This window comes from Bradyrhizobium sp. U87765 SZCCT0048 (genome assembly GCF_018131225.1).
Taxonomy (GTDB): domain Bacteria; phylum Pseudomonadota; class Alphaproteobacteria; order Rhizobiales; family Xanthobacteraceae; genus Bradyrhizobium_A.
The window spans coordinates 130663-153139 of sequence record NZ_JAFCMM010000006.1 but is presented as its reverse complement, the minus strand read 5'-3'; the positions used below and the strand labels follow the sequence as shown (position 1 = coordinate 153139).

At 67.4% G+C, this 22477-nt stretch carries 21 protein-coding genes; 10 read left to right on the top strand and 11 right to left on the bottom strand.

All coding sequences use genetic code 11. The features are described from left to right. The first annotated feature begins 6 nt into the window (after positions 1-6). Positions 7-3156: an efflux RND transporter permease subunit gene (locus JQ639_RS30845; RefSeq protein WP_211963562.1), complete on the top strand. Its 3150-nt coding sequence runs from the start codon at positions 7-9 to the stop codon at positions 3154-3156. Between the two features lie 33 nt (positions 3157-3189). On the opposite strand, the gene JQ639_RS30840 is transcribed toward JQ639_RS30845, so the two are convergent. From JQ639_RS30840 to JQ639_RS30830, 3 genes are read right to left on the bottom strand one after another with little or no spacing between them, the layout of a single operon-like run. Then, on the bottom strand, positions 3190-4476 hold the full coding sequence (locus JQ639_RS30840) for an acyl-CoA dehydrogenase family protein (RefSeq protein ID WP_211963560.1): 1287 nt from the start codon (positions 4474-4476) through the stop codon (positions 3190-3192). 45 nt (positions 4477-4521) lie between these two features. Beyond that, positions 4522-4896: a DUF6285 domain-containing protein gene (locus tag JQ639_RS30835; protein ID WP_211963558.1), complete on the bottom strand. Its 375-nt coding sequence runs from the start codon at positions 4894-4896 to the stop codon at positions 4522-4524. Between the two features lie 4 nt (positions 4897-4900). After that, the gene (locus tag JQ639_RS30830) at positions 4901-5905 is read right to left on the bottom strand and encodes a phosphotransferase family protein (protein ID WP_211963556.1); all 1005 of its coding nucleotides are present in this window, start codon (positions 5903-5905) and stop codon (positions 4901-4903) included. Between the two features lie 189 nt (positions 5906-6094). Here JQ639_RS30830 and JQ639_RS30825 point away from each other — a divergent pair, with 189 nt between their 5' ends. Continuing rightward, the gene (locus tag JQ639_RS30825) at positions 6095-6799 is read left to right on the top strand and encodes an SDR family oxidoreductase (RefSeq protein ID WP_211963554.1); all 705 of its coding nucleotides are present in this window, start codon (positions 6095-6097) and stop codon (positions 6797-6799) included. A 292-nt stretch (positions 6800-7091) separates the two neighbouring features. On the opposite strand, the gene JQ639_RS30820 is transcribed toward JQ639_RS30825, so the two are convergent. Then, complete coding sequence (locus JQ639_RS30820) at positions 7092-7274, bottom strand: hypothetical protein (protein WP_211963553.1); 183 nt, start codon at positions 7272-7274, stop codon at positions 7092-7094. A 222-nt stretch (positions 7275-7496) separates the two neighbouring features. On the opposite strand from JQ639_RS30820, the gene JQ639_RS30815 reads away from it, so the two are divergent. Both JQ639_RS30815 and JQ639_RS30810 read left to right on the top strand, forming a co-directional pair. Further along, on the top strand, positions 7497-7958 hold the full coding sequence (locus JQ639_RS30815; protein WP_211963552.1) for an Rrf2 family transcriptional regulator: 462 nt from the start codon (positions 7497-7499) through the stop codon (positions 7956-7958). Further along, positions 7948-8844, top strand: a complete 897-nt coding sequence (locus JQ639_RS30810; RefSeq protein ID WP_211963548.1) for an NAD(P)/FAD-dependent oxidoreductase — start codon at positions 7948-7950, stop codon at positions 8842-8844. Before JQ639_RS30815 ends, JQ639_RS30810 begins: the two co-directional genes overlap by 11 nt. A gap of 7 nt (positions 8845-8851) precedes the next feature. Here the strand turns inward: JQ639_RS30810 and JQ639_RS30805 are convergent, their stop codons facing one another. The 7 genes from JQ639_RS30805 to JQ639_RS35585 all read right to left on the bottom strand — a co-directional run bounded on the left by JQ639_RS30805 (position 8852) and on the right by JQ639_RS35585 (position 16408). Continuing rightward, on the bottom strand, positions 8852-10438 hold the full coding sequence (locus JQ639_RS30805; RefSeq protein ID WP_249122863.1) for a B12-binding domain-containing radical SAM protein: 1587 nt from the start codon (positions 10436-10438) through the stop codon (positions 8852-8854). A gap of 401 nt (positions 10439-10839) precedes the next feature. After that, positions 10840-11301, bottom strand: coding sequence for a RidA family protein (locus tag JQ639_RS30800; protein ID WP_371745004.1), 462 nt, complete (start codon positions 11299-11301; stop codon positions 10840-10842). Positions 11302-11340: 39 nt separating this feature from the next. Beyond that, on the bottom strand, positions 11341-12999 hold the full coding sequence (locus JQ639_RS30795; RefSeq protein ID WP_211963547.1) for a benzoate-CoA ligase family protein: 1659 nt from the start codon (positions 12997-12999) through the stop codon (positions 11341-11343). Between the two features lie 159 nt (positions 13000-13158). Further along, entirely contained in the window at positions 13159-14361 is a 1203-nt protein-coding gene (locus JQ639_RS30790) for an acyl-CoA dehydrogenase family protein (protein ID WP_371745003.1), read from the bottom strand. 259 nt (positions 14362-14620) lie between these two features. Beyond that, positions 14621-15454: an alpha/beta hydrolase gene (locus tag JQ639_RS30785; protein WP_211963545.1), complete on the bottom strand. Its 834-nt coding sequence runs from the start codon at positions 15452-15454 to the stop codon at positions 14621-14623. A 65-nt stretch (positions 15455-15519) separates the two neighbouring features. Further along, positions 15520-16041, bottom strand: coding sequence for a MarR family winged helix-turn-helix transcriptional regulator (locus tag JQ639_RS30780; protein ID WP_211965013.1), 522 nt, complete (start codon positions 16039-16041; stop codon positions 15520-15522). 241 nt (positions 16042-16282) lie between these two features. Continuing rightward, on the bottom strand, positions 16283-16408 hold the full coding sequence (locus tag JQ639_RS35585; RefSeq protein ID WP_256442916.1) for a hypothetical protein: 126 nt from the start codon (positions 16406-16408) through the stop codon (positions 16283-16285). 192 nt (positions 16409-16600) lie between these two features. Between JQ639_RS35585 and JQ639_RS30775 the strand changes: the two genes are divergently transcribed. The 6 genes from JQ639_RS30775 to JQ639_RS30750 all read left to right on the top strand — a co-directional run bounded on the left by JQ639_RS30775 (position 16601) and on the right by JQ639_RS30750 (position 22071). Continuing rightward, positions 16601-17776: an ABC transporter substrate-binding protein gene (locus JQ639_RS30775; RefSeq protein ID WP_211963544.1), complete on the top strand. Its 1176-nt coding sequence runs from the start codon at positions 16601-16603 to the stop codon at positions 17774-17776. Positions 17777-18134: 358 nt separating this feature from the next. After that, positions 18135-19055 carry a branched-chain amino acid ABC transporter permease gene (locus JQ639_RS30770; protein WP_211963542.1) on the top strand — a complete coding sequence of 307 codons (921 nt, stop codon included), beginning with the start codon at positions 18135-18137 and terminating at the stop codon, positions 19053-19055. Between the two features lie 10 nt (positions 19056-19065). Then, positions 19066-20049, top strand: a complete 984-nt coding sequence (locus JQ639_RS30765) for a branched-chain amino acid ABC transporter permease (protein ID WP_371745000.1) — start codon at positions 19066-19068, stop codon at positions 20047-20049. After that, the gene (locus JQ639_RS30760; RefSeq protein WP_211963541.1) at positions 20046-20798 is read left to right on the top strand and encodes an ABC transporter ATP-binding protein; all 753 of its coding nucleotides are present in this window, start codon (positions 20046-20048) and stop codon (positions 20796-20798) included. Before JQ639_RS30765 ends, JQ639_RS30760 begins: the two co-directional genes overlap by 4 nt. Beyond that, positions 20798-21496 (top strand): ABC transporter ATP-binding protein, encoded by a 699-nt coding sequence (locus tag JQ639_RS30755; protein WP_211963540.1) that lies wholly within the window; start codon positions 20798-20800, stop codon positions 21494-21496. The genes JQ639_RS30760 and JQ639_RS30755 overlap by 1 nt, the downstream gene beginning before the upstream one ends. Positions 21497-21609: 113 nt before the next feature. Then, entirely contained in the window at positions 21610-22071 is a 462-nt protein-coding gene (locus tag JQ639_RS30750) for a cupin domain-containing protein (protein WP_211963539.1), read from the top strand. Positions 22072-22477: the final 406 nt, after the last annotated feature.

Below are 22477 nucleotides of genomic sequence, written 5' to 3'. Positions count from 1 at the left end.
TCGCGCATGATCTCGAAATTCTTCATCGAACGGCCTGTGCTCGCCAACGTCATCGCCGTGCTGATGGTGCTGATCGGCGCGGTGGCGCTGCTCGGCCTTCCGGTCGCGCAGTATCCGGACGTCGTGCCGCCGACCGTGCAGGTGACGACGCGCTATCCCGGCGCCAGCGCGCAGACCGTCGTCGACACCGTGGCGCTGCCGATCGAGCAGCAGGTCAACGGCGTCGAGAGCATGCTGTACATGCAGTCCTACAGCGGCGCCGACGGCACCTACACCCTGACCGTGACGTTCAGCATCGGCACCGATCTCAACTTCGCGCAGGTGCTGGTGCAGAACCGCGTGTCGAGTGCGCTGTCATCGCTGCCGCAGGCGGTGCAGACGCAAGGCGTCAACGTCCAGAAGCGCTCGACGGCGATCCTGATGTTCGTGACGCTGACCTCGCCGGAGGCACGCTACGACAGCCTCTATCTCAGCAACTACGCCACCATCAACATCAAGGACGAGCTCGCACGCATTCCCGGCGTCGGCAACGTCACGGTGTTCGGCGCCGGCCAGTACTCGATGCGGCTGTGGCTCGACCCGACGCGGCTGCAGTCGCGCGGCCTGATGCCCCAGGACGTCGTGCAGGCGGTGCAGCAGCAGAGCCAGCAGGTCACCGCCGGACAGGTCGGCATGCCGCCGACGCCGGCTGGACAGGCGTTCCAGTACACGCTCAATGTCAACGGCCGCTTCGACGATGCCGCCCAGTTCGGGAACGTGATCGTCAAGACCGGCGACAACGGTGACGTGACGCGGCTGCGCGACGTCGGCCGCGTCGAGCTCGGCGCCCAGACCTACAGCCAGGTGTTCTCGCTCGACCGGCGTCCGGCCGCGGGCATCGGTGTGTTCCAGTCGCCGGGCGCCAACGCGCTCGATGTCGCCAACGCGGTTCGCGCCCGGATGGCCGAGCTGTCCGGCGGCTTCCCGTCCGGGCTGACCTTCGACATCCCCTTCGACACCACGAAGTTCGTCACCGCCTCGATCGACGAGGTCTACAAGACGCTGGTCGAGGCTGCCATTCTCGTTCTCGTGGTGATCCTGGTGTTCCTGCAGGACTGGCGGGCGATGCTCGTGCCGGCAACGACCGTCCCGGTCACCATCATCGGCGCGTTCGCCGCCATGGCCGCGCTCGGCTTCACCGTCAATCTGTCGACGCTGTTTGCCATCGTGCTCGCCATTGGCATCGTGGTCGACGACGCCATCGTCGTGGTCGAGGGTGCGGCCCACAACATCGAGCGCGGCATGTCCGGACCGCAGGCGGCGATCAGCGCCATGGATCAGCTGTTCGGCCCGATCATCGGCATCACGCTGGTGCTGGTCTCGGTGTTCCTGCCGGCCGCGTTCCTGCCCGGCCTCACCGGGCGGATCTATGCCCAGTTCGCCCTGGTCATTGCCGCGACCGCGCTGATCAGCGCCGTCAATGCCGCGACACTCAAGCCGACCCAATGCGCGCTGTGGCTGCGGCCGCCGGTGCCGGCGGACCATCGCAACCGCTTCTACCGCGGCTTCAATGCCGTCTATGCCCGCATCGAACGCGGCTATGCCGGCCTGATCGGCTGGCTGGTGGGGCACAGCGGCGCCGCGGTGCTGGTGGCGCTGGCCCTGATCGGCATCGGCGGCTATGGCCTCGCGCGCGTGCCGACAGGCTTCCTGCCGATCGAGGACCAGGGCTACCTGCTGGCGGCCGTCCAGCTGCCGGACGGCGCCGCGCTAGACCGCACCCGGCGCGTGCTCGACCGGGTCAGCGAGATCGCCGGCAAGACGCCGGGCGTCGCCCACGCCATCGGCATTTCCGGCATTTCCGCCCTCGACAACAGCGCCAGCCTCGCCAATGCCGGCGTCGCCTACATCGTGCTCAAGGACTGGAGCGCGCGCGGCGCCGGCGAGGACCTGCGCTCGCTGGTCGTCGGCCTCAACCAGTCGCTCGCCGCGATCGACGAGGCGCGCATCATCGTGCTGCCGCCGCCGCCGATCCAGGGCATCGGCAATGCCGCGGGCTTTGCCATGCAGGTTGAACTGCGCGACGGCAGCTCCGACTATGGCAAGCTGCAGGCTGTGACCAATGCCGTCGTCGCCAACGCCGCCACCCAGAGCGCGCTGCAGCGGGTCAGTTCGCCGTTCCGCTCGGCGGTGCCGCAATTCAACGTCGAGGTCGACCGGGTCAAGATCCAGACGCTCCACGTCTCGACCGACCAGGTGTTCTCCACCCTCGCCGGCTATCTCGGGTCGACCTATGTCAGCCAGTTCAACCGGTTCGGCCGCACCTTCCAGATCTACGCCCAGGCGGATGCCCCGTTCCGCCTGCGTCCGCAGGACATGGAGAGCCTGATGGTGCGCAACCAGGATGGCAGCATGATTCCGCTGGGGACTGTGGCCAGGGTGACGCCGACGGTCGGCTCGTCGCTGGTCAGCCTCTACAATCTCTATCCTGCCGCGACGGTCGTCGGCCTGCCGGCACCGGGCTTCAGCTCCGGCCAGGCGATGGCGCTGATGGAGGAGATCGCAGCCAAAACCCTGCCGCGCGGCATGGCCTACGAATGGACGGCGATGTCGTTCCAGGAGAAGGCGGTCGGCCGGCAGATCTACTATGTGTTCGGGCTCGCGATGCTGCTGGTCTATCTCGTGCTGGCGGGCCAGTACGAGAGCTGGTACGCGCCGATCGCGGTCATCCTCGCCGTGCCGCTGTCGCTGCTGGGGCCGATGTCGGTGCTGACGGGACTGCGGATCGAAAACAATCTCTACGTCCAGATCGGCCTGATCCTGCTGATCGCACTGTCGGCCAAGAACGCCATCCTGATCGTCGAGGTCGCGCGCGAGCTTTACGTCCGCGACGGCAAGCCGCTGCTCACCGCGGCGATCGAAGCCGCGCGCGCCCGTTTTCGCCCGATCGTGATGACGTCATTCGCGTTCATTCTCGGCGTCGCGCCGCTGGTGCTCGCGACCGGCGCAGGCGCCAGCGCCCGCAAGTCGATCGGCATCACCGTGTTCAGCGGCATGATCGCATCCACCTGCCTCGCGGTGCTGTTCGTGCCGTCATTCTTCGTCGTGGTGCAGCGGTTCGAGAACTGGCTGGCGGTCCGGCGGACCAAACCGCACGGCGCCGCCGCGCCGCGCTAGGATCCCGCTGGCCTCACGCATCCGGCGTTCGCATCAGGCCGGCTTCACCCTGCGCGGCCCGATGAAGCCGAACAGGAACGCCGCGATCTTGCGCATCTGGATTTCCTCGCTGCCCTCGGTGATGCGGTAGCGGCGGTGATGACGGTAGATGTGCTCGAACGCCTTGTGGCGCGAATATCCCATGCCGCCGTGCACCTGCATGGCGCGGTCGGCGGCCTCGCAGCACAGCCGGTTCGCCCAGTAATTGCACATCGACACCTTGTCGGACAGCGTCTTCTCGATGCCATCGCGGCTGAGGCTATCCATTTCGTGGGCGGTCTTGCGGATCAGAAGCCGCAGCATTTCCGCCTGCGTCGCCAGTTCGACCAGAGGCCACTGGATCGCCTGATTGTCGGCGAGCGGCTTGCCGAACGGCTTGCGCTCGCGCGCGTAGGCTATGCTCTCCTCGATGCAGTACACCGCCGCGCCGAGCGAACTCGCCGCCTGGCGGATGCGGTTCTCGTGCACGAAGCACTGCGCCAGCGACAGCCCGCGCTCGACCGGCCCGAACAGCGCCTCATCGGGCACGAACACATTGGTGAACGACACCCGCGGATGATCGGTCGGCATGTTGAAGGTCCACAGATACTCCTCGACCTTCACCCCCGGCGTGTCGGTCGGCACCAGGAAGCAGGTGATGCCGGAGGCATCACCGTCCTTGCCGGAGGTGCGGGCGAAAGTGGCGCAATGGGTCGCCACATGCATGCCCGTGGTCCACATCTTCTCGCCGTCGATGCGCCAGCCGTCGACGCCATTGCGCGTCTCGCGCACCGCGCGGGTCTCCATGTGGGTGGCGTCCGAGCCGTGATCGGGCTCGGTCAGGCCGAAGGCGATGCGCACCTCGCCGCGGATGCTGGCCTCGATGTAGCGCTGCTTCTGTGCCTCGGTGCCATAGGTATCCAGCATGGTGACCAGCGGAAAGTTGCCGACGATCGAATGCTCGTTCTGCAGGTCGTTGTGCAGGCCGAGGCCCTGGCTGGCGAAGTGCTCGCGGATCACTGCCATCCACAGGTTGCTGCCGTCGCGGCCGCCATAGCGTTTCGGCAGCGCGAAGCGCAGGTGGCCGGCGCGGTCGGCACGGTTCTTGGCCTCGCGGAGCAGCACCTCCCATTCATGGCGCGGCAGGCCGTCATTGTCGAAATCGGTGCGCGCCCACTCGCGGCGATGGTCGAAGAAGCGGCCATTGTCGTCCTGCTGCTGCAGCGGCCTGATGTCGCTGGCGATGAAGGCATCGAGCTCGGCGAGATAGGCGGTCAGCTCCGGCGGCAGCGAGAAGTCCATGGCGTTCCCCTATTTTTTCAGTTGTTATGCTCAGTAGCGCAGAAGTCAGGTCTTGGCGGCCTCCGCGCGGTAGGCGGCGTAGGTTGGCTGGTCGACCGCGAGCTTGTCGAGCGTCGTCGCCCACAAATGATCAAGCACCGCGGCGTCATCCGCGGCGATGGCGCCGGCGGCGATACGGTCGCACAGCAGGCGGTTGAGGTCGGGAAGCGTGCCTTCCACCCCGAGCAGCGCCTGAAGCCGTGCCAGCTCGGCGGTTTCGCCGGGGCCCGCCAGCGTGAGCTGACGCACCACGAGATCGAGCGCATTGGCGGCGACGCGCGCCTCGAAGGCGGCGCTGCCGGCGAGCTGCGGCATCAGCCTCTCCCTCAACGTGTCGGCGACGGTGCGGATCAGCTCAATGACGTCGGGACGGTCCTGCATCGTGTCAGCTCCGCGGCGCCAGCAGCCGCAACAGGTCGATTTCGGTTTCGGAGGCGCGGCGGCCGATCATGGCGCGCTCGATGGTGCGGTCGCCGCCGCGCTCGAACCGCGCCAGCATGGACAGGCACATTACGCCCCAGCGCAGCGAGCCGAACGTCTCCCAGAACTTCACCCGCGCGAGGTCGACGCGCGCGCCGCCGGCCTCTTCATAGCCGGCCACGAGGTCGGCGAGCTCGCCGAAGCCGCCGATCGGCTTGTCGATGCCGCCGAAACGCCAGGAGCCGGTGCAGATCCAGCCGATGTCGCGCAGGGGATCGCCGAGATGGGCAAGCTCCCAGTCGAGGATCGCGCGCACGCCCTGCCCGTCGACGATGAAGTTGCCGAGACGGAAATCGCCATGGACCAGCGACGGCGGCGGCTCGGCCGGCGCATGGTCGGCGAGCCAGCGAAAGGCGTATTCGAACACCGGCCGCGGCTGGCCGTCGGCACGATAGGTCTCGCGCATGTGCGCCAATTCTTCCGCCGCAGTGACGGTGCCGAGCGGCGGCAGGCTGTCGACGGCGATGGCATGCAGCCGCGCCAGGATGCCGCCGAGTTCGCGCGCGAGGCGCGGCCGCAGGCGCGCGAACGCGTCGTCCCGCAGGATCTTGCGTGCGATGGTCTCGCCCGCAACATGCGCCATGACAAAGCCCTGGCCGAGATCGTCCGCTTCCGACAGCACATGCAACACATGCGGTGACGGCACGCCGGCGGCACCGGCAAGGCGCATCAGGGCCGCTTCGGTTTCCAGCTCCGCCCCGCCCATGCGCGCATTGGCATGCGGCGGCGCGCGGCGCAGAATCAGCCGGCGCCGCGCGCCGCCGTCGGTCGCATCGAACGCCCAGGTTTCCTTGCTGGCGCCGCCGGACAGCCGGTGGAACGCGGAGAGCCGCCAGTCGGCACCCAACAGCCGCGGGACGAGGTGTGTCAGCGCCGTGGAGAATTCGTCCGCCGTGGTCACATCGGTCATCGATCCCTGCCGCGCCGCGCCATCATTGCGGCAGGGATCATGACGACAAACAGGCGGGAAGGATAGGCCCTCCGCCGTCGCATGCGCCACGCGAATTTCTGCGTGACGAAAAACCCGATCGAACATCGCGGCGACCGATGCTATCAAGGCGCCCATCTCGCAAAGAGCACGAACATCGAAAGGATCGTCATGTCTCAGCAAAAGGTCGCCATCGTCACCGCGGGCGGCAGCGGCATGGGGGCGGCGGCCGCGCAGCGCCTCGCCACCGATGGCTTCAAGGTCGCGATCCTGTCGTCGTCGGGCAAGGGCGAAGCGCTCGCAGCGTCGCTCGGCGGTCTCGGCATCACCGGCTCCAACCGCTCCAACGACGACCTGCGCCGGCTGGTCGAGGCCGCGATGGCCGCGTGGGGCCGGGTCGACGTGCTCGTCAACAGCGCCGGTCACGGCCCGCGCGCACCGATCCTCGATTTGACGGATGACGACTGGCACACCGGCCTCGACGTCTACCTGATGAACGTGATCCGCCCGACGCGCCTGGTCGCGCCGATCATGGTGGCGCAGCGTGGCGGCGCGATCATCAACATCTCGACCTACGCCGCGTTCGAGCCCGATCCGCTGTTCCCGACCTCGGGCGTGTTCCGCGCCGGCCTCGCGGCCTACACCAAGCTGTTCTCCGACAAGTACGCGCCCGACAATGTGCGCATGAACAACGTGCTGCCCGGCTTCATCGACAGCCTGCCGGAGACGGAAGACCGCCGCCAGCGCATTCCGATGGGCCGCTATGGCAAGAGCGAGGAGATCGCCGCGACCATCGCCTTCCTCGCCTCGCCCGGCGGCGGCTACATCACCGGCCAGAACATCCGTGTCGACGGCGGCATCACGCGGTCGGTGTGACGCCGATCCTCGGCAAGACACCAAGCCATTGGCGGGTCGATGAGTTCGTCAAGGCCGGGCTCGCCCCCGCCAAACACGTCTCGCTTCTGACATGCGAGCCGTAGATGCACGCACAGGCCGGTGGCTATCCGGTTGGCCGTGCACGCGAGCCGCGTCCTCGGCGTCATGCGCGGGCTCGACCCGCGCATCCAGCTTCATTCGCCGCCTTCCCCGAACTTTCAAGCTGGATCACCGGGTCACGGCGCTGGCGCGCCGGCCCGGTGATGACGCGGGAATGTGGAAGCTCCGATCGTCAGCTCTGATGCGGGCCGCGCATCATCTTCATGGCGTCCTCGATGTGACGCCAGTTCCGCGCCTCGACGTTGTCGCCATCCTTCTCGTATGCCTGCGCCTTTTGCGCAGCGGTGGCGATGGCCTGCTGGCCGTGGCGCTCGAGCATCTGACGGGCGATGTCGTGGATTTCCATCTCGCGCATGGTGTCACTCCTCTGTGCCGCTCCGACCACGCCGGTGATCGCAACTGATCGCAACGACAACGCCGAATGCGCCCCTGCCCTCGAATGTCGTCCCGCATCGGGGCGACCGCAAGGCAGCGCCGATCACGATCGCTGGTGCGTCACGGTCAGTCTCGCTGACCGATCCCGACGGACCCCATGGCGCGCTTGACGTCGCCGGCTTCATGTAGCATACGAAGTTACATGAGACGCGACAGCAGACTTTCCGGCGCCCTGCATGTGCTGCTGCACATGGCCGAGCGCGGCCAGCCGATGACATCGGACGAACTTGCTCTGTGCATGAGCACCAACCCCGTGGTGGTGCGGCGCATGATGGCGGGGCTGCGCGAAGCGGGCTTCGTGCAATCTGAAAAGGGCCATGGCGGCGGCTGGACCATCGCCTGCGACCTCAAGGCCGTCAGCATCAAGGACATCTACGACGCGCTGGGCGCGCCAACGGTGTTCGCGCTCGGCAATCGCACCGAGGCGCCCGGCTGCCTTGTCGAGCAGGCGCTCAACAGCGCGCTCGACAGCGCGTTCCATGATGCCGAGGCGCTGCTGCTGGCGCGTCTCGGAACCATTTCGCTGGCGGACCTGTCGGACGATTTCAACCGGCGGTTCGCCGCCCACCGCAGTCAATCGAGAAAGAAACCCCGTGCCGTATGATGTCATCATTGTCGGCGGCAGCTACGCCGGCATCGCCGCCGGCCTGCAGGCCGCGCGGGCCCGCCGCGACGTGCTGGTGATCGACGCCGGCGAGCCGCGCAACCGCTTCGCCCATGCCTCCCATGGCTTTCTCGGCCAGGACGGCCGCTCGCCGGCGGCGATCACCGCGGATGCGCGAGCACAGTTGCTCGCCTACCCCACCGTCACTTGGCGCGAGGGCCGCGCATCCGAGGCGGCAGGATCGATCGACGCCTTCGCGGTGTCGACGGCGAACGGCGAGCGCCACGACGCGCGGCGGCTGGTGCTTGCCACCGGCATCGTCGATCACCTGCCGGAGATCCCGGGCCTGCGCCAGCGCTGGGGCCGAACAGTGGTCCACTGCCCCTACTGCCACGGCTATGAGTTCGCGCAGGGGCCCCTCGGCGTGCTGGCGTCGGGACCTCTCGCGTTCCATCACGCGCAGTTGGTACCGGACTGGGGCCCGACCACGCTGTTCCTCAACGACAGCTTCACACCCGACGACGAGCAGCAGGCGATGCTCCGGCGGCGCAACGTCACCATCGTGGCCGGCGCAGTTGCGGCCGTCACCGGCAATGACGACGTCACCGTGGAGCTTGCCGACGGCCGCACCTTCCCTCTCGCCGGGCTGTTCGCGGCGCCGCGGACCGAGCCGGCGAGCCCGCTGGCGGCCCAACTCGGCTGCGCCTTCACCGAAGGCATGCTCGGCCCGTACGTCACCACCGACGACTTCAAGGCAACCAGCGTGCCCGGCGTGTTCGCCTGCGGCGACGCGGCGCTGGCGATGACGTCGGTGTCGCTCGCGGTCGCCGACGGCGCCATGGCCGGCGTCGCCGCACATCGTTCGCTGGTGATGGCGGCCGCCTGAGAAGCAGCTACTCCGCCGGCACCGAGGCCTCGCGCAGCCGCGTCGAATAATACGACGCGTTCTGCCGGCCGCTGGCGGCGCCGCGCGCGAACAGGATGAGGTGGTGGGCGACGAGACCGACGCTGATGATGCGCTCGATGTCGCCCTTTTTCAGCCGTGGCCACGCGAAACGCCAGAATGCGCGGCGGTAGTCGCTGAACACGCCGACCTTCCACAGGATCTTGGCGAGCATGGTGAGCCCGCGCCTGATGTTGGGCCACGACACCCGCTGCGGCGAGTTCGGCGGTTGCAGGCGGTTGGGATAGGTCACGATGTCCTGGTGCTCGAACCGGGCGAACAGCTTGTCCGGGGTATAGGCGCGCGCCATGGTGTCGCGCCACATCCCGACCACCGTGTCGTACGGCAGGCGGAAGTCGACATTGGAATCGCGGCCGTCGTCGTCGACGAGGCGGTTCTCCCGCGCCAGGCGGTCCCACAGCGGCGTCTGCGGCAGCGCCTGCAGCAGATTGATGGTCAGCATCGGGATGTGCGACTGCTCGATGAAGTCGAGGATGCTCTCCCCGGTGTCCGGACGATCGGTGTCGAGGCCGAGGATGATGCCGGATACCACCTCCATGCCGTAACGGTTGATCGTCTCCACGCCCTCGATGATCGGCACCATCATGTTGTGGGACTTGGCCATCGCCTTGAGGGCATCGCGGTCCGGCGTCTCGATGCCGCAGAACACCGTGGTGAAGTAGGCGTCGCGCATCTGGCTGAGAATTTCGGGTCGCTTGGCGATGTTGAGCGTCGCCTCGCAGGCGAATTGCAGGGCGAAGCCGTTGCGCTTCTGCCATGCGATGAGATGCGGCAGCAGCTCCTGCACCGCGCGGCGATTGCCGATGAAGTTGTCGTCGACGAAATACACCGCGCCGAGCAGGCCGCAGGCGAGCAGCTTGTCGAGTTCGGCGGTGATCTGCTGCGGCGTCTTCAGGCGCGGGTTACGGCCGTAGAGGCCGGGAATGTCGCAGAACTCGCATTGATAGGGACAGCCGCTGGAGAACTGAATGCTGCCGATGAAGTAGCGCTGGAGCGGCAGCAGTTCGTAGGCCGGCTGCGGAAACTCGGTCATGTCGCGCCGCACCGCCGTGGTGAGGCGCACCTGGTGGGCCGGACGCGACGGATCGCGGCCCAGCCGTTCGATCAATGTATCGGTGGCGTCGCCGAGTTCGCCGATATGGAGATAGTCGAAATCAGGATAGTACTCGGGACACGCGCTGACCGATGGGCCGCCGAGCGCGGTCACCTTGCCGGCGGCATGAGCGCGAGCACAGATATCGTTGATCTGGCGGCGCTGGATATGCATGCCGCTGACCAGCACCACATCCGCCCAGGCGAAATCCTCAGGCGTCGCCGGATCGATGTTCTCGTCGATGAAGCGCACGGGCCAAGACGGCGGCAGCACGGCGGCGATCACCAGCAGTCCCTGCGGCGGCATAAACGCCCGGACGCCGTCGGTCAGGGCATACGAATATTCGAACGTGCCGAACGAGGCGGTGTAACGTGGAAATACGCACAGAATCTTCCGTGCCGGCAACGCGCCGTCATACGGCATGGATCCCCCGATCTCACCGGATCCGGTCGAACGACCGGCGCCGGAACCAAGTCCCCAAAGCCCAATTCGAAAGCGTAACTCCCATGACAACCCGCGTCGCCGGCTTTGGTGCCGGCCCCGCAAATCATCATGTTGGAGCATCCGGGGCGATTGTGGCATTTGCCGGACAGGACGGCGGCTTTCGGACGCGACATTTGCGCATGGCGATGCGCAGGGCCGGCACGCCGACGCACAACATCATGGGCGGACACAGGGCGTCACACACAACCACCGAGGTGACGCGGACGGCCGCGCGACGTCATGGACATGACATGCTCGCGGACATGACAACGCCGCCGCTGCGGCGGACCTGGAGAGATCCGGGCAGACGGCGGCGCTGTTCGGGTCCGATGGTCGGCGCGTTACGCGCGCGGCAGAACGGCAGTGGCCTCGATCTCGACCCGCGCCGAAGGCTCGACCAGCCGCACGACCTGGACCAGCGCCATGGTCGGATAGTGGGCGCCCAGTACCTCGCGATAGGCCTGGCCCAGCGCCTTCAGGTTCGAGACGTATTCCTCCATGTCGACGACATACCAGGTCAGCCGCACGAGGTGCTCGGGACGCGCCCCGCCCTCCGCCAGGATGGCGACGATGTTCTGCAGCGTCTGCCTCACCTGGGCCACGAAAGTGTCCGGGAAGCGCTCCTCGGCATCCCAGCCGACGACGCCGCCGGTGACGATCAGGCGCCCCTCGGCCAGCATGCCGTTGGAATAGCCCTTCGGCCGCGGCCAACCGCCGGGCTGCAGCACCTGCGGCCCCGCCGCGCGCGGCTGCTCGTCCGTCGCGGGCAACACCGCCACATTGCTTGCTTTCGGTGCGTTCACCGGCCTGTCTCCTTCACGTGTGCTGGCGCCGCGGCGGACTCATTCCGCCGCGGTGCTGGTCATGGGGTTGGCGGCATCTGCCTCGGCCAGCGCCATCTGACGCAGGGTGAAGCGGCGCAGCTTGCCGCTTGCGGTCTTCGGCAGTTCCGTCACGAACTCGATCGCGCGCGGGTATTTGTACGGGGCGATCTCCCGCTTGACGTGGTCCTGCAGCGCGCTGACCAGCGCGGCATCGCCGGCGACGCCCGGCCGCAGCACCACATAGGCCTTCACGATCATGCCGCGATCATGGTCCGGCGCACCGACCACGCCGCATTCGGCAACCGCGTCATGGGTCATCAGCGCGGCCTCGACATCGGGACCGGCGATGTTGTAGCCCGCCGACACGATCATGTCGTCGGAGCGGGACTGGTACCAGAAGTAGCCGTCCTGATCCATCACATAGGTGTCGCCGGTCAGGTTCCAGCCATTGAGGATGTATTTGCGCTGCCGCTCGTCGGCGAAGTAGCGACAGCCCGTCGGGCCGCGCACCGCGAGGCGGCCGAGGGTCCCCGGCGGCACGTCGCGGCCCTCATCGTCGACGATCTTGGCCTCGTAGCCCGGCACCGGCTTGCCGGTGGCGCCGGGACGGATCTCGTCCTCGGTCGCGCTGATGAAGATGTGCAGCATCTCCGTCGAGCCGATGCCGTCGATCAGCTTGAGCCCCGTCGCCTTGTACCAGGCATCGAAGGTGCCCTTGGGCAGGGCCTCGCCGGCGGACACGCATTTGCGCAGCGACGACAGGTCATGCTTGCCGCCAAGGCCGAGGATGACGCGGTAGGCGGTCGGCGCGGTGAAGCACACCGTCACCTTGAAGCGCTCGATCGCCGCGGCGAAGTTCGGCGGCGCCGGATTCTCCAGCAGGACGAACGAGGCGCCGATATGCATCGGGAACAGCACGCCGCCGAAACCGAAGGTGAACGCGAGCGGCGCCGAGCCCATGAAGCGGTCGTCGCTGCGGGCGCGCAGCACGTTGCCTGCGAAGCCGTCGCACACCGCGAGCATGTCGCGGTGGAAATGCATGGTGCCCTTTGGATCGCCGGTCGTGCCGGAGGTGAAGGCGATCAGGCAGAGGTCGTCGGCGGCGGTGTCGACCGCGGTGAAGGCGTCGCTCTCGTCGGCGATCAGCGCCTCCAGCGAATCCGGCCCGCCGGATTCCCAGTAGACGACACGCTTGAGCTCGTCCGCCACCGCCTTCGCCTTGTCCATCTCGTCGGCGAGCTTGTGGTCGCACAGCGCCAGCGCGATCCTGGTCCGCTGCACCGGAAAGGCGATTTCCTTGGCGCGCAGCAGCGGCATGGTGGCGACCGCGATGCCGCCGGCCTTCATCACCGCAAGATACGCGGCAACCATCATCGGCGTGTTGGCCGAGCGCAGCAGCACGCGACCGCCGGGCACGAGACCGAGCTTGTTGGTCAGCGCGTTGGCGATGCGGTTCACCAGCTGCTGCAGCTCGCGATAGCTGTAGTTCTTCTTGTCAGTGTAGATGCAGGGCGCGTCGCCATGGCCTTCCGCGACCCAGCGGTCGAGGAAGTTGTGCACGCAGTTGAGCCGCTCCGGATACTGATATTCCGGACGGGTGAAGATCAAATCCGGCCACAGCTCGCGAGGCGGAAGATTGTCGCGGGCGAATGTATCGACATGAGCCGTCTGTGCCATCGTGCGTTCCTTTTCAGCGTCGCCCGGTGCACCCCGTCGTCACGAGACGTCAGACGTCTCGCCCGATCGTGGCAGCCGGGCCTCCCGCTGCCCTATGCATGTCTCGCGCCACTCGCGCGGCGGAGCCGCATTCATTCCAGCATCGCTCGCAACCGCGGATCACTCCGCGGCGCGTTGCACTGCGACCGTCTGCGCGGTCTTCATCAATTCGCGGCCAATGACCACCTTCTGAACTTCCGTCGCGCCCTCGTAGATACGCAGCGCGCGAATCTCGCGATAGAGCTCCTCGACCTTGACGCCGCTCTTGACGCCGAGGCCGCCGAACACCTGCACGGCACGATCGATCGTCGCCTGCGCGGCTTCGGTCGCAAACATCTTGGCCATCGCGGCCTCGCGCGTCACGCGCGCGGCGCCGCGATCCTTGGTCCACGCCGCGCGATACACCAGCAGCGCGGCCGCATCGATATTGGTCGCCATGTCGGCGAGACCGGCCTGGGTGAGTTGCAGGTCGCCGAGCACGCCGCCGAACATGCGACGGCTCGCGGCGCGACCGAGTGCTTCGTCGAGCGCACGGCGGCCGAGACCGAGCGCGGCGGCGCCGACGGTGGAACGGAAGACATCGAGGGTCGCCATCGCGACCTTGAAGCCCTCGCCGGCAGGACCGACGCGGCGCGCCAGCGGCACGCGGCAGTCGGTGAAATGCAGCGTCGCCAGCGGATGCGGCGCGATGACGTCGATGCGCTCACCGATCTCGAAGCCCGGCGTGCCGGCATCCACCACGAAGGCGCTGATGCCGCGAGCACCCGGCGCCTCATTGGTGCGCACGAACACGACGTAATGATCGGCGATGCCGCCGTTGGAAATCCAGGTCTTCAGGCCGTTGATGCGCACGTGATCGGGACCATCGGGCACCGCGACCGTGCTCATGGCGGCAACGTCGGAACCGGCGTCGGGCTCCGACAGCGCGAACGCCGCGATGCTGTCGCCGCGCGCGACGCGCGGCAGATAGGCCTGCTTCAATTCATCGGAGCCGAACAGCGAGATCGGCCCCGTGCCGAGGCCCTGCATGGCGAAGGCGAAATCGGCGAGCCCGGTCTCATAGGCGAGCGTCTCGCGCACAAGACACAGCGTGCGCACGTCGAAGGCCGGCGTCAGTCCGCCATAGGCCGCGGGCACCGCGGCGCGCAGCCAGCCGCCCTCACCCAGCGCGCGCACGAGGCGGCGACACGAGCCATCGACATCATGATGATCGACGAGCGGCGCGAGGTGCGTGCGCGCCCAGACCGCAAGCTCCGTGGCGAACGTGCGGTGGCGATCCTCGAAGAACGGCCATGCGAGCGTCTCGGCCAGCCTTGTGTCCATTGCACCGGTCGTCATCGGATCTCGAGCCTCCGCTGCGGTCCTTCGCCTCACCGCTTGCCAATCATTTTAAACCTAAAATAATTTGGCGCAACACCGAAAATACGCGAGAGCCCGGGCGAGCGCGCGATGGCGCCGCCCGGCAGGCCGGCGAGACCGATCGAAAGGAAAAGCTGGCCAGCCTCAGGCCTTTGGCGCGGCGCCCGGCCGCCCGTCATACACCGGCTGAAGCCGCCGCGGCACCGCCGCCGCGATCGCCGGGTCAGCGCCCGGCGTGGGCGGCGAGCGTCGCAAGCCGCGCGGTCATCCCCGAGTCGGGATCGGCGAGCGGCGCGATGACGGTGAAATGGTTGGCGCCGGGAACCGGCTCGAAGCGGGTCGCGATACCGGCCGCGCCCCAGACCTCCGCCATGTCCCGGCTCTGGCGCAGGAATTCGTCGCTCTCGGCGCCGCCGACGGCAGCGTCGAGGATGCCGCGCCGCGGCGGCGTCCAGTGGCGGGGACTGACGGCTCGCGCCCCCTCCGCGTCCAGCCGCAACGCGCCGTTGAGCGAAGTCCCGACCAGCGGGCCGAGGTCGAACACGCCGGAAATCGCATAGGCCGAGGTGATGAGATCGGCCGGCAGACCGGGATCCACCGTGGTCCAGTCGGTCGCCAGCAGGCAGGCGGCGAGCTGGCCGCCAGCGGAGTGGCCGCTGACCACCAGCGGCCGGCCGAGCCGCGCCAGCTCCCGCACCGCGGCCCGCATCTGGGTGATGATATCAGCGACGCCGACCTGCGGGCAGAGATCGTAGCTCGGCACCGCGACCGTGACGCCGCGGGCATTGAGCCCGCGCGCCATGTGGCTGAAGAACGAACGGTCGAGTGCCTGCCAGTAGCCGCCATGGATGAAGACGACGATGGCGCCGCCATCGACATCCGCGGCGAACAGGTCGAGGCCATGACGCTCGCCGCTGCCATAGCGCAGCGTCCGCATGTGCCCGGCGCGAGCGGCGCGGTAGGCGGCGGCATCGCGCGCCCATGCAGCAATGATCTCGCCGCTCTCCGGCACGCGGGCGCGGTTGTTGTATTCGGCCTCGAAGTCGATGGCAGTCACGGGCAGCCCCTTTTCGCAAGGTCTTGTGGTTGACGTCGCAGATGAAGTGGATGGCGGCGGCGCGCTCAGCCTTCCGGCGCCGTGTCGTCGCGCCGCGCGGCGCGCTCGGCGACGGCGCGCTGGGTCGAGACCTTGGCCTTGCCGAGCAGGCGCATCATGTCGCGCACGTCCTTCTCGGTGAGATCGGCGAAGAAGCTGGCGATCCACAATTCGTGCTCGGCGGCCATCTTGCGGAACACGGCGCGGCCGGACTTGGTGAGACGGATCATCTGCACGCGGCGGTCTTCAGGCGAGGTGCGGCGGTCGATATGGCCGGATTCCACCAGGCGCTCGACCAGACCGGTGACATTGCCGTTCGACACCATCATGCGCTTGGAGACGTCCGACAGCGTCATGCCGTCCGGCGCCTTGTCGAGCTGGGCCATCAGGTCGAAGCGCGGCAACGTGACGTCGAAGCGCTCGCGCAGCCGGCTGCGGATCTCGCCCTCGATCAGCGTCGTGCAGGTCAGCAGGCGCAGCCACAGCCGCAGCTCGTCGCCATGGTCCTCGGGCGTCTCGACGGCCTTGGTCTCGGAATCGAAGGTCATGGACATGATGGGATGTCGCCCCTAGCGCCCGTTGCGGCGTCGTCGCCTGCGGTCCGTGGCTTCAAGGACAGCGGCCGTCGCGCCGGTCGAGTCAAAGCCGATCAGCTTGAACCTTGAAATAATTCGGGGGGACACGCAAGTCAAAGAACGCAGCCGGCCCGCCGGCGCCACCGATACGGGGGCGACGCAAGACGTTCATGCTGTCGGGCGCAGCGCCTTGCGAATAATTTGCGCGCCCCGCTCAATTGCGGTGCAGCCCGGATGATGCGGACGAAACCTCGGCCAGTACAGCACGCTTGCGCCGCAGCACGAACGCCGGCCCTGCCGCCGCCGCTTTCGCTTTAGGCAGCGGCACTGCTTGCGCCATCCCGCCAATTCCTTTAGGATTAAAATAATTAAGCAACATGACGCGGCGACGACGCCCGGCGCCATGACAGGGAGTGATACGGGATCCGATTTGGTGCGACACCGCTGCGGTGCGCATCGGCTTGCGGCGGTGCCGCAAGGCCAGCTAGGTTGCGGTTTCAATCCGACAGGCTCAAGGGGCGGGAGAACAACGATGAAGCGGATTTTCGGAGGGATGGCGGTCGCGGCGCTGACGGGCCTGATGGCCAGCCAGGCGGTCGCCCAGGAGAAGGTCAAGGTCGGCCTCGTGCTGTCGCTGTCGGGCCCGGCCGCCGTGCTGGGCCAGCAGGCCCGCGATGGCTTTAACCTCGCGGTCAAGGATCTCGGCGGCAAGTTCGGCGGACGTGACGTCGAGGTCATCGTGCTCGACGACGAACTCAAGCCCGACGTCGCCGTCACCAAAGTCAAGGGCCTGCTGGAGCGCGACAAGGTCGACTTCGTGGTCGGTCCGATCTTCTCCAACATCCTCGGCGCCATCGAAAAGCCGGTGGTGGAATCCAAGACCTTCCTGATCAGCCCGAACGCCGGCCCGTCGAGCTTCGCCGGCAAGGCCTGCAGCCCCTACCTCTACGTCACGTCGTACCAGAACGACCAGGTCCACCAGGTGCTCGGCAAGGTCGCGCAGGAGCGCGGCTACAAGCGCGTCTACCTGCTGGTGCCGAACTACCAGGCCGGCAAGGACGCCGTCGCCGGCTTCAAGATCGACTACAAGGGCGAAGTGGTCGAGGAGTCCTATGTGCCGCTCAACACCCTCGACTTCCAGTCGGAGCTGTCGAAGATCGCGGCGCTCAACCCCGACGCCATCTTCACCTTCATGCCCGGCGGCATGGGCGTGAACCTCGTCAAGCAGTACAAGCAGGCCGGCCTTGCCGACCGCATCCCGTTCCTGTCGGCGTTCACGGTCGACGAATCCACGCTGCCGGCGCAGCAGGACGCCGCCGTCGGCATGTTCGGCGGCGCCAACTGGGCGCCGAACCTCGACCTGCCCCAGAATAAGAAGTTCGTCACCGCCTATGAGGCCGCCTACAACAACGTGCCCGGCACCTACGCCTTCCAGGCCTATGATGCGGCACTGCTGATCGACAGCGCGGTGAAGGCGACCAAGGGCGACCTCAGCAACAAGGACGCGGTCAAGGCGGCGCTGAAGAAGGCCGACTTCACCTCGCTGCGCGGCTCGTTCAAGTTCAACACCAACGGCTATCCGATCCAGGACTTCTACCTCGTCAAGGCGGTGAAGCGCCCCGACGGCAAGTTCCAGACCGAGATCGTGCAGAAGGTGTTTTCCAACTTCGCCGACCAGTTCGCCAAGGACTGCCCGGCGAGCAACTGAGCTGGATCAGGCACGACGCGCGCCACAGCAATCGCGTCATGGCCGGGCAGCGCGATCCGTCTTCGACGGATCGCCAGGACTAAGGTCTCCCGGCCATCCACGCCTTGTCTTGCCGGACGGTCGTGAAGACGTGGATCACCGGGACAAGCCCGGTGATGACGTCGGTGAGTGGTCAGCTGCCAAGACTCGTAGCCCGGATGAGCGCAGCGACATCCGGGTCTGAGACAACCTTCGCACCCGGATATCGCTGCGCTCATCCGGGCTACCGTTCAGATGGTCGGCCTCGAACCGACAAACGATTGGACATGTTGCGCGTGATCACCCCGATGCGCCCACCCCAACCTGGCACTCACCGCGCATGACGCTGACCCTCGCCCTGGTCCAGATCCTCAACGGCCTGCAGTTCGGGCTGATCCTGTTCCTGATCGCCGCCGGCCTGACCATCGTGTTCGGCGTGATGGATTTCATCAATCTCGCCCATGGCGTGCAGTACATGGTCGGCGCCTATCTCGCTGCCGCCTTCACCGCCATGACCGGCAGCTTCGCCGTGGGCCTCGCGCTGGCGCTGCCGGCGGCGCTGCTGTTCGGCCTGCTGCTGGAGGTGCTGATCTTCCGCCACCTCTACGACCGCGACCACCTTGCCCATGTGCTGGCCACCTTCGGCGTCATCATCTTCCTCAACCAGGCGGTCAAGTTCCTGTGGGGCGCGGCGCCGCTCAGCGTGCCGGTGCCGGCGCTGCTGTCGGGCACGGTGACGCTGGCGCCGGGCATGCTCTACCCGGTGTACCGCCTCGTCATCATCGCGGCGGGCCTCGCCGTCGGCGGCCTGCTGTACTGGACCGTCAACCACACCCGGCTCGGCATGCTGGTGCGCGCCGGCGCCAGCAACGCACCGATGGTGTCGGCGCTCGGCGTCAACATCCGCCTGCTGTTCTCCATCGTGTTTGGCGTCGGCGCCATGCTCGCGGGCTTTGCCGGCGCCATGGTCGCGCCGATCCTCTCGGTCGAGCCCGGCATGGGCGACAACGTGCTGATCCTGGCTTTCGTGGTGATCGTGATCGGCGGCATCGGCTCGATCCGTGGCGCGTTCATCGCCGCCCTCCTGATCGGCCTCACCGACACCCTCGGCCGCTTCTTCGCGCCGACGCTGCTGCGCGCGGCGTTCGACCCGGCGACCGCGAGCCAGACCGGCCGCGCCATCGCGCCGATGATGATCTACGTGCTGATGGCAGCGGTGCTGTTCTTCCGGCCCACGGGCCTGTTTCCGGCGCGCAAGTGAGGCTGTGGACGTGAACGATATCGCCGAACGCAATCCCAGCCTCACCGCGACGCCGCCGCACCGGCGCCTGCGCGGCGTGGCGCTGCCCGTCCTGCTGTTCACAGCGCTGGCGCTCGTGCCGCTCGCCGCGCAGTTCGGCGCCGCGGGCTTCATCATGGCGCTGCTCACCCGCACCATGATCCTGGCACTGGCGGCGATGTCGCTCGATCTGCTGATCGGCTGCGGCGCCATGATCAGCTTCGGCCATGCCGCCTTCCTCGGCATCGGCGCCTATGCGGTCGGCATCCTGTCGAGCCATGGCATCGACGATGCCTTCGTCCAGCTCGCGGCCGCGTTCGCGGTGGCCGGGCTGTTCGCCCTCGTCACCGGCGCGATCTCGCTGCGCACCCGCGGCGTCTACTTCATCATGATCACGCTGGCGTTCGGCCAGATGCTGTACTTTCTCGCGACGTCACTCGCCGCCTATGGCGGCGACGACGGCATGAGCCTGCCCTCGCGCAGCCGCATCTTCGGAATGCCGCTGCTCAAGAATGACCTCACGCTCTACTACGTGGCATTCGGCGTGCTGCTGGCGCTATACCTGATCTGCCGCGCCATCGTCGCGTCACGGTTCGGCAGGGTGCTGCGCGGCATCAAGGAAAACCCGGTGCGGATGGAGGCGATCGGCTTTGCACCGTACCGCTACCAGCTCACCGCCTATGTCATTGCCGGCCTGATCGCGACCCTCGCCGGCTGCCTGCTCGCCAACCAGAGCGAGTTCGTCAGCCCGGCCTATGCCACCTGGCAGCGCTCCGGCGACCTGATCTTCATGGCGGTGCTCGGCGGCCTCGGTTCGCTGCACGGCGCCATTCTCGGCGCCGTGGTGTTCACCCTGCTCGAGGAGTTCCTGTCCGGCCTCACCGAATACTGGGGCCTGATCTTCGGCCCGCTGCTCGTCCTCGTGGTGCTGTTCGCCCGGGGCGGCCTCGTCGGCCTGCTGCGGAGCGAACGATGAGCGGTCCCATCCTGGTCATCGAGAACCTGCACAAGAGCTACGGCGCGCTGCGCGTCACCGACGACGTCTCCCTGAGCGTCGGCACCCGCGAGCTGCATGCCATCATCGGCCCCAACGGCGCCGGCAAGACGACGCTGGTGCACCAGATCTCCGGCCTGATTACGCCCAGCGCCGGCCGCATCGTGTTCGACGGCCGCGACGTCACGGCTCTGCCGATGCACGAGCGCGCCCGGCTCGGCCTCGTGCGCTCGTTCCAGATCGTCTCGATCCTGCCGGCGTTCTCGGTGCTGGAGAACGTCGCGCTGGCGGCGCAGGCGCGCGCCGGCTCGAGCTTCCGCTTCTTCGGCAACGCCGCCGCCGAGCGCGCGCTGAACGACGAGGCCCACGACCTGCTGATACGCTTCGGCCTCGCGGCGCGCGCGGATGTCGCCGCGGGCCTGCTGTCGCATGGCGAAAAACGTCAGCTCGAGCTCGCGGTCGCGCTCGCCGCCAAGCCGCGCCTGCTGCTGCTCGACGAACCGCTCGCCGGCACCAGCCATGAAGAATCCCGCCGCGTCACCGCGACGCTGCAGGCGCTCAAGCAGGAGCTGCCGATCATCCTGATCGAGCATGACATGGAAGCGGTGTTCGCGCTCGCCGACACCGTGTCGGTGCTGGTCTATGGCCGCGTCATCGCCAGTGGAACGCCGGACGCGATCCGCAACAATGCCGAGGTGCGCGCAGCGTATCTCGGCGAGGAGACCGCCTGATGCTCGCCGTCTCCAATCTTCAGGCCGGCTATGGCGCAGCCCAGGTGCTGTTCGACATCTCCTTCGGCATCGGCGCCGGCGAAGTCGTCACCCTGCTCGGCCGCAACGGCATGGGCAAGACCACGACGGTGAAGGCGATCATGGGGCTTTTGGCGCCGACCGGCGGCGAGGTGCGTTTCAATAACACCGCGCTGGCCGGCCTGCCGTCGTACCGCATCGCGCAGTGCGGCATCGGCCTCGTCCCCGAAGGCCGGCAGATCTTCCCGACGCTGACGGTCGACGAGAACCTCATTGCCACCGCTGCGGCGCGCCGTGGCACCGCGCGCTGGACGCTTGAAGCGGTACAGGAACTGTTCCCCCGCCTCAAGGAGCGGCGCAACAACCTCGGCACGCAGCTGTCCGGCGGCGAACAGCAGATGCTGGCGATCGGCCGCGCGCTGATGACCAATCCGAGGCTGCTGATCCTCGACGAGGCGACCGAAGGCCTCGCGCCGCTGATCCGCGCCGAGATCTGGGGCTGCCTCAAGCGCCTCAAGAGCGAGGGCCAGGCCATCCTGGTGATCGACAAGAACGTCGACGCGCTCGCCGCCTTCGCCGACCGTCATGTCGTCGTCGAGAAGGGCCGCGTGGTCTGGACCGGCAGCAGCGACGACCTTCGCCATGATCCAACCGTTAAGGACAAATTCCTGCACGTCTGAGAGGAGCCTGTACGGACCATCTTTTCTCCGCCATCCTTCGGGGCTCGCTGCTCGGGATGACGGATCACAGCGTTTCAACTCGCCGAATATCCCACCAAGAAAGAGGAACGACCATGGCCAATCCCATCGAGACCGCCGGCATCACGCGGGCCAACGACGGCCTGCAGGGTGTCAGCTGGAGCATCCTCGGCCAGACCTATGTGCCGAAGACGCGCACCGAGCATTCGTTCTCCTGGCACGCCACTTTCCCGCCCGGCACCTTCGTGCCGCCGCACATCCATCCCGACCAGGACGAGTATCTCTACATCCTCGAAGGCCGCCTCGACTTCATGCTCGACGGCGCCGACGAGCACGCCACGCCGGGCGACCTCGTGCGCCTGCCGATGGGCAAGCCGCACGGCATCTTCAACAAGTCGCAGCAGCTCGCCAAAGTGCTGTTCTGGGTATCGCCGACCCGCCGCCTCTACGACCTGTTCTGGGGCATCCATAACATGAAGGAGCAGAAGCCCGAGGACGTGGTCGCGCTCGCCGCCGAGTACAACATCCACTTCCTGCCGCCCCCTCCGGGCGCGTGAGGCAATCGCCGCGATCAATCGCGGACATCGCCCAATCGCAGGTATGGTCCTGTCGCGGATGCATCATGCCCGGCCCTTGCGCCGGGCATTTTGCTGGGTGGAGGAGTGGCGGCGCGATAAGGCGAGCGCGGCACGTACCACCTCCCTGACACTGACGCGTGGCCCGCATGAGCGTAGCGACATGCGGGGCCGCCTCGTTCCGCAGTCCCGGATATCGCTGCGCTCATCCGGGCTACGGGACTGAAAGAAGAGCTGCAGTCCCTCCCCCTCATCCTGAGGAGCAGGCGCAGCCTGCGTCTCGAAGGATGAAGACCGCACATCTCCGCGAACGCGGAGACGCCACAGCCTCATGGTTCGAGGCGGCGCTGTCGCGCTTCCTCACCATGAGGGTCTGACGCAGGCGACC

Excerpts from the sequence above, each read along its gene's own strand:
- JQ639_RS30845 (WP_211963562.1), top strand. The coding sequence starts at position 7 with ATGATCTCGAAATTCTTCATCGAACGGCCTGTGCTCGCCAACGTCATC.
- JQ639_RS30830 (WP_211963556.1), bottom strand. The coding sequence starts at position 5,905 with ATGACCGATGTGACCACGGCGGACGAATTCTCCACGGCGCTGACACAC.
- JQ639_RS30770 (WP_211963542.1), top strand. The coding sequence starts at position 18,135 with ATGACGCTGACCCTCGCCCTGGTCCAGATCCTCAACGGCCTGCAGTTC.
- JQ639_RS30835 (WP_211963558.1), bottom strand. The coding sequence starts at position 4,896 with ATGCAGGACCGTCCCGACGTCATTGAGCTGATCCGCACCGTCGCCGAC.
- JQ639_RS30840 (WP_211963560.1), bottom strand. The coding sequence starts at position 4,476 with ATGGACTTCTCGCTGCCGCCGGAGCTGACCGCCTATCTCGCCGAGCTC.
- JQ639_RS30790 (WP_371745003.1), bottom strand. The coding sequence starts at position 14,361 with ATGGACACAAGGCTGGCCGAGACGCTCGCATGGCCGTTCTTCGAGGAT.
- JQ639_RS30780 (WP_211965013.1), bottom strand. The coding sequence starts at position 16,041 with ATGACCTTCGATTCCGAGACCAAGGCCGTCGAGACGCCCGAGGACCAT.
- JQ639_RS30750 (WP_211963539.1), top strand. The coding sequence starts at position 21,610 with ATGGCCAATCCCATCGAGACCGCCGGCATCACGCGGGCCAACGACGGC.
- JQ639_RS30755 (WP_211963540.1), top strand. The coding sequence starts at position 20,798 with ATGCTCGCCGTCTCCAATCTTCAGGCCGGCTATGGCGCAGCCCAGGTG.
- JQ639_RS30815 (WP_211963552.1), top strand. The coding sequence starts at position 7,497 with ATGAGACGCGACAGCAGACTTTCCGGCGCCCTGCATGTGCTGCTGCAC.
- JQ639_RS35585 (WP_256442916.1), bottom strand. The coding sequence starts at position 16,408 with ATGGCGCAAGCAGTGCCGCTGCCTAAAGCGAAAGCGGCGGCGGCAGGG.
- JQ639_RS30775 (WP_211963544.1), top strand. The coding sequence starts at position 16,601 with ATGAAGCGGATTTTCGGAGGGATGGCGGTCGCGGCGCTGACGGGCCTG.
- JQ639_RS30760 (WP_211963541.1), top strand. The coding sequence starts at position 20,046 with ATGAGCGGTCCCATCCTGGTCATCGAGAACCTGCACAAGAGCTACGGC.
- JQ639_RS30825 (WP_211963554.1), top strand. The coding sequence starts at position 6,095 with ATGTCTCAGCAAAAGGTCGCCATCGTCACCGCGGGCGGCAGCGGCATG.
- JQ639_RS30820 (WP_211963553.1), bottom strand. The coding sequence starts at position 7,274 with ATGCGCGAGATGGAAATCCACGACATCGCCCGTCAGATGCTCGAGCGC.
- JQ639_RS30795 (WP_211963547.1), bottom strand. The coding sequence starts at position 12,999 with ATGGCACAGACGGCTCATGTCGATACATTCGCCCGCGACAATCTTCCG.
- JQ639_RS30805 (WP_249122863.1), bottom strand. The coding sequence starts at position 10,438 with ATGCCGTATGACGGCGCGTTGCCGGCACGGAAGATTCTGTGCGTATTT.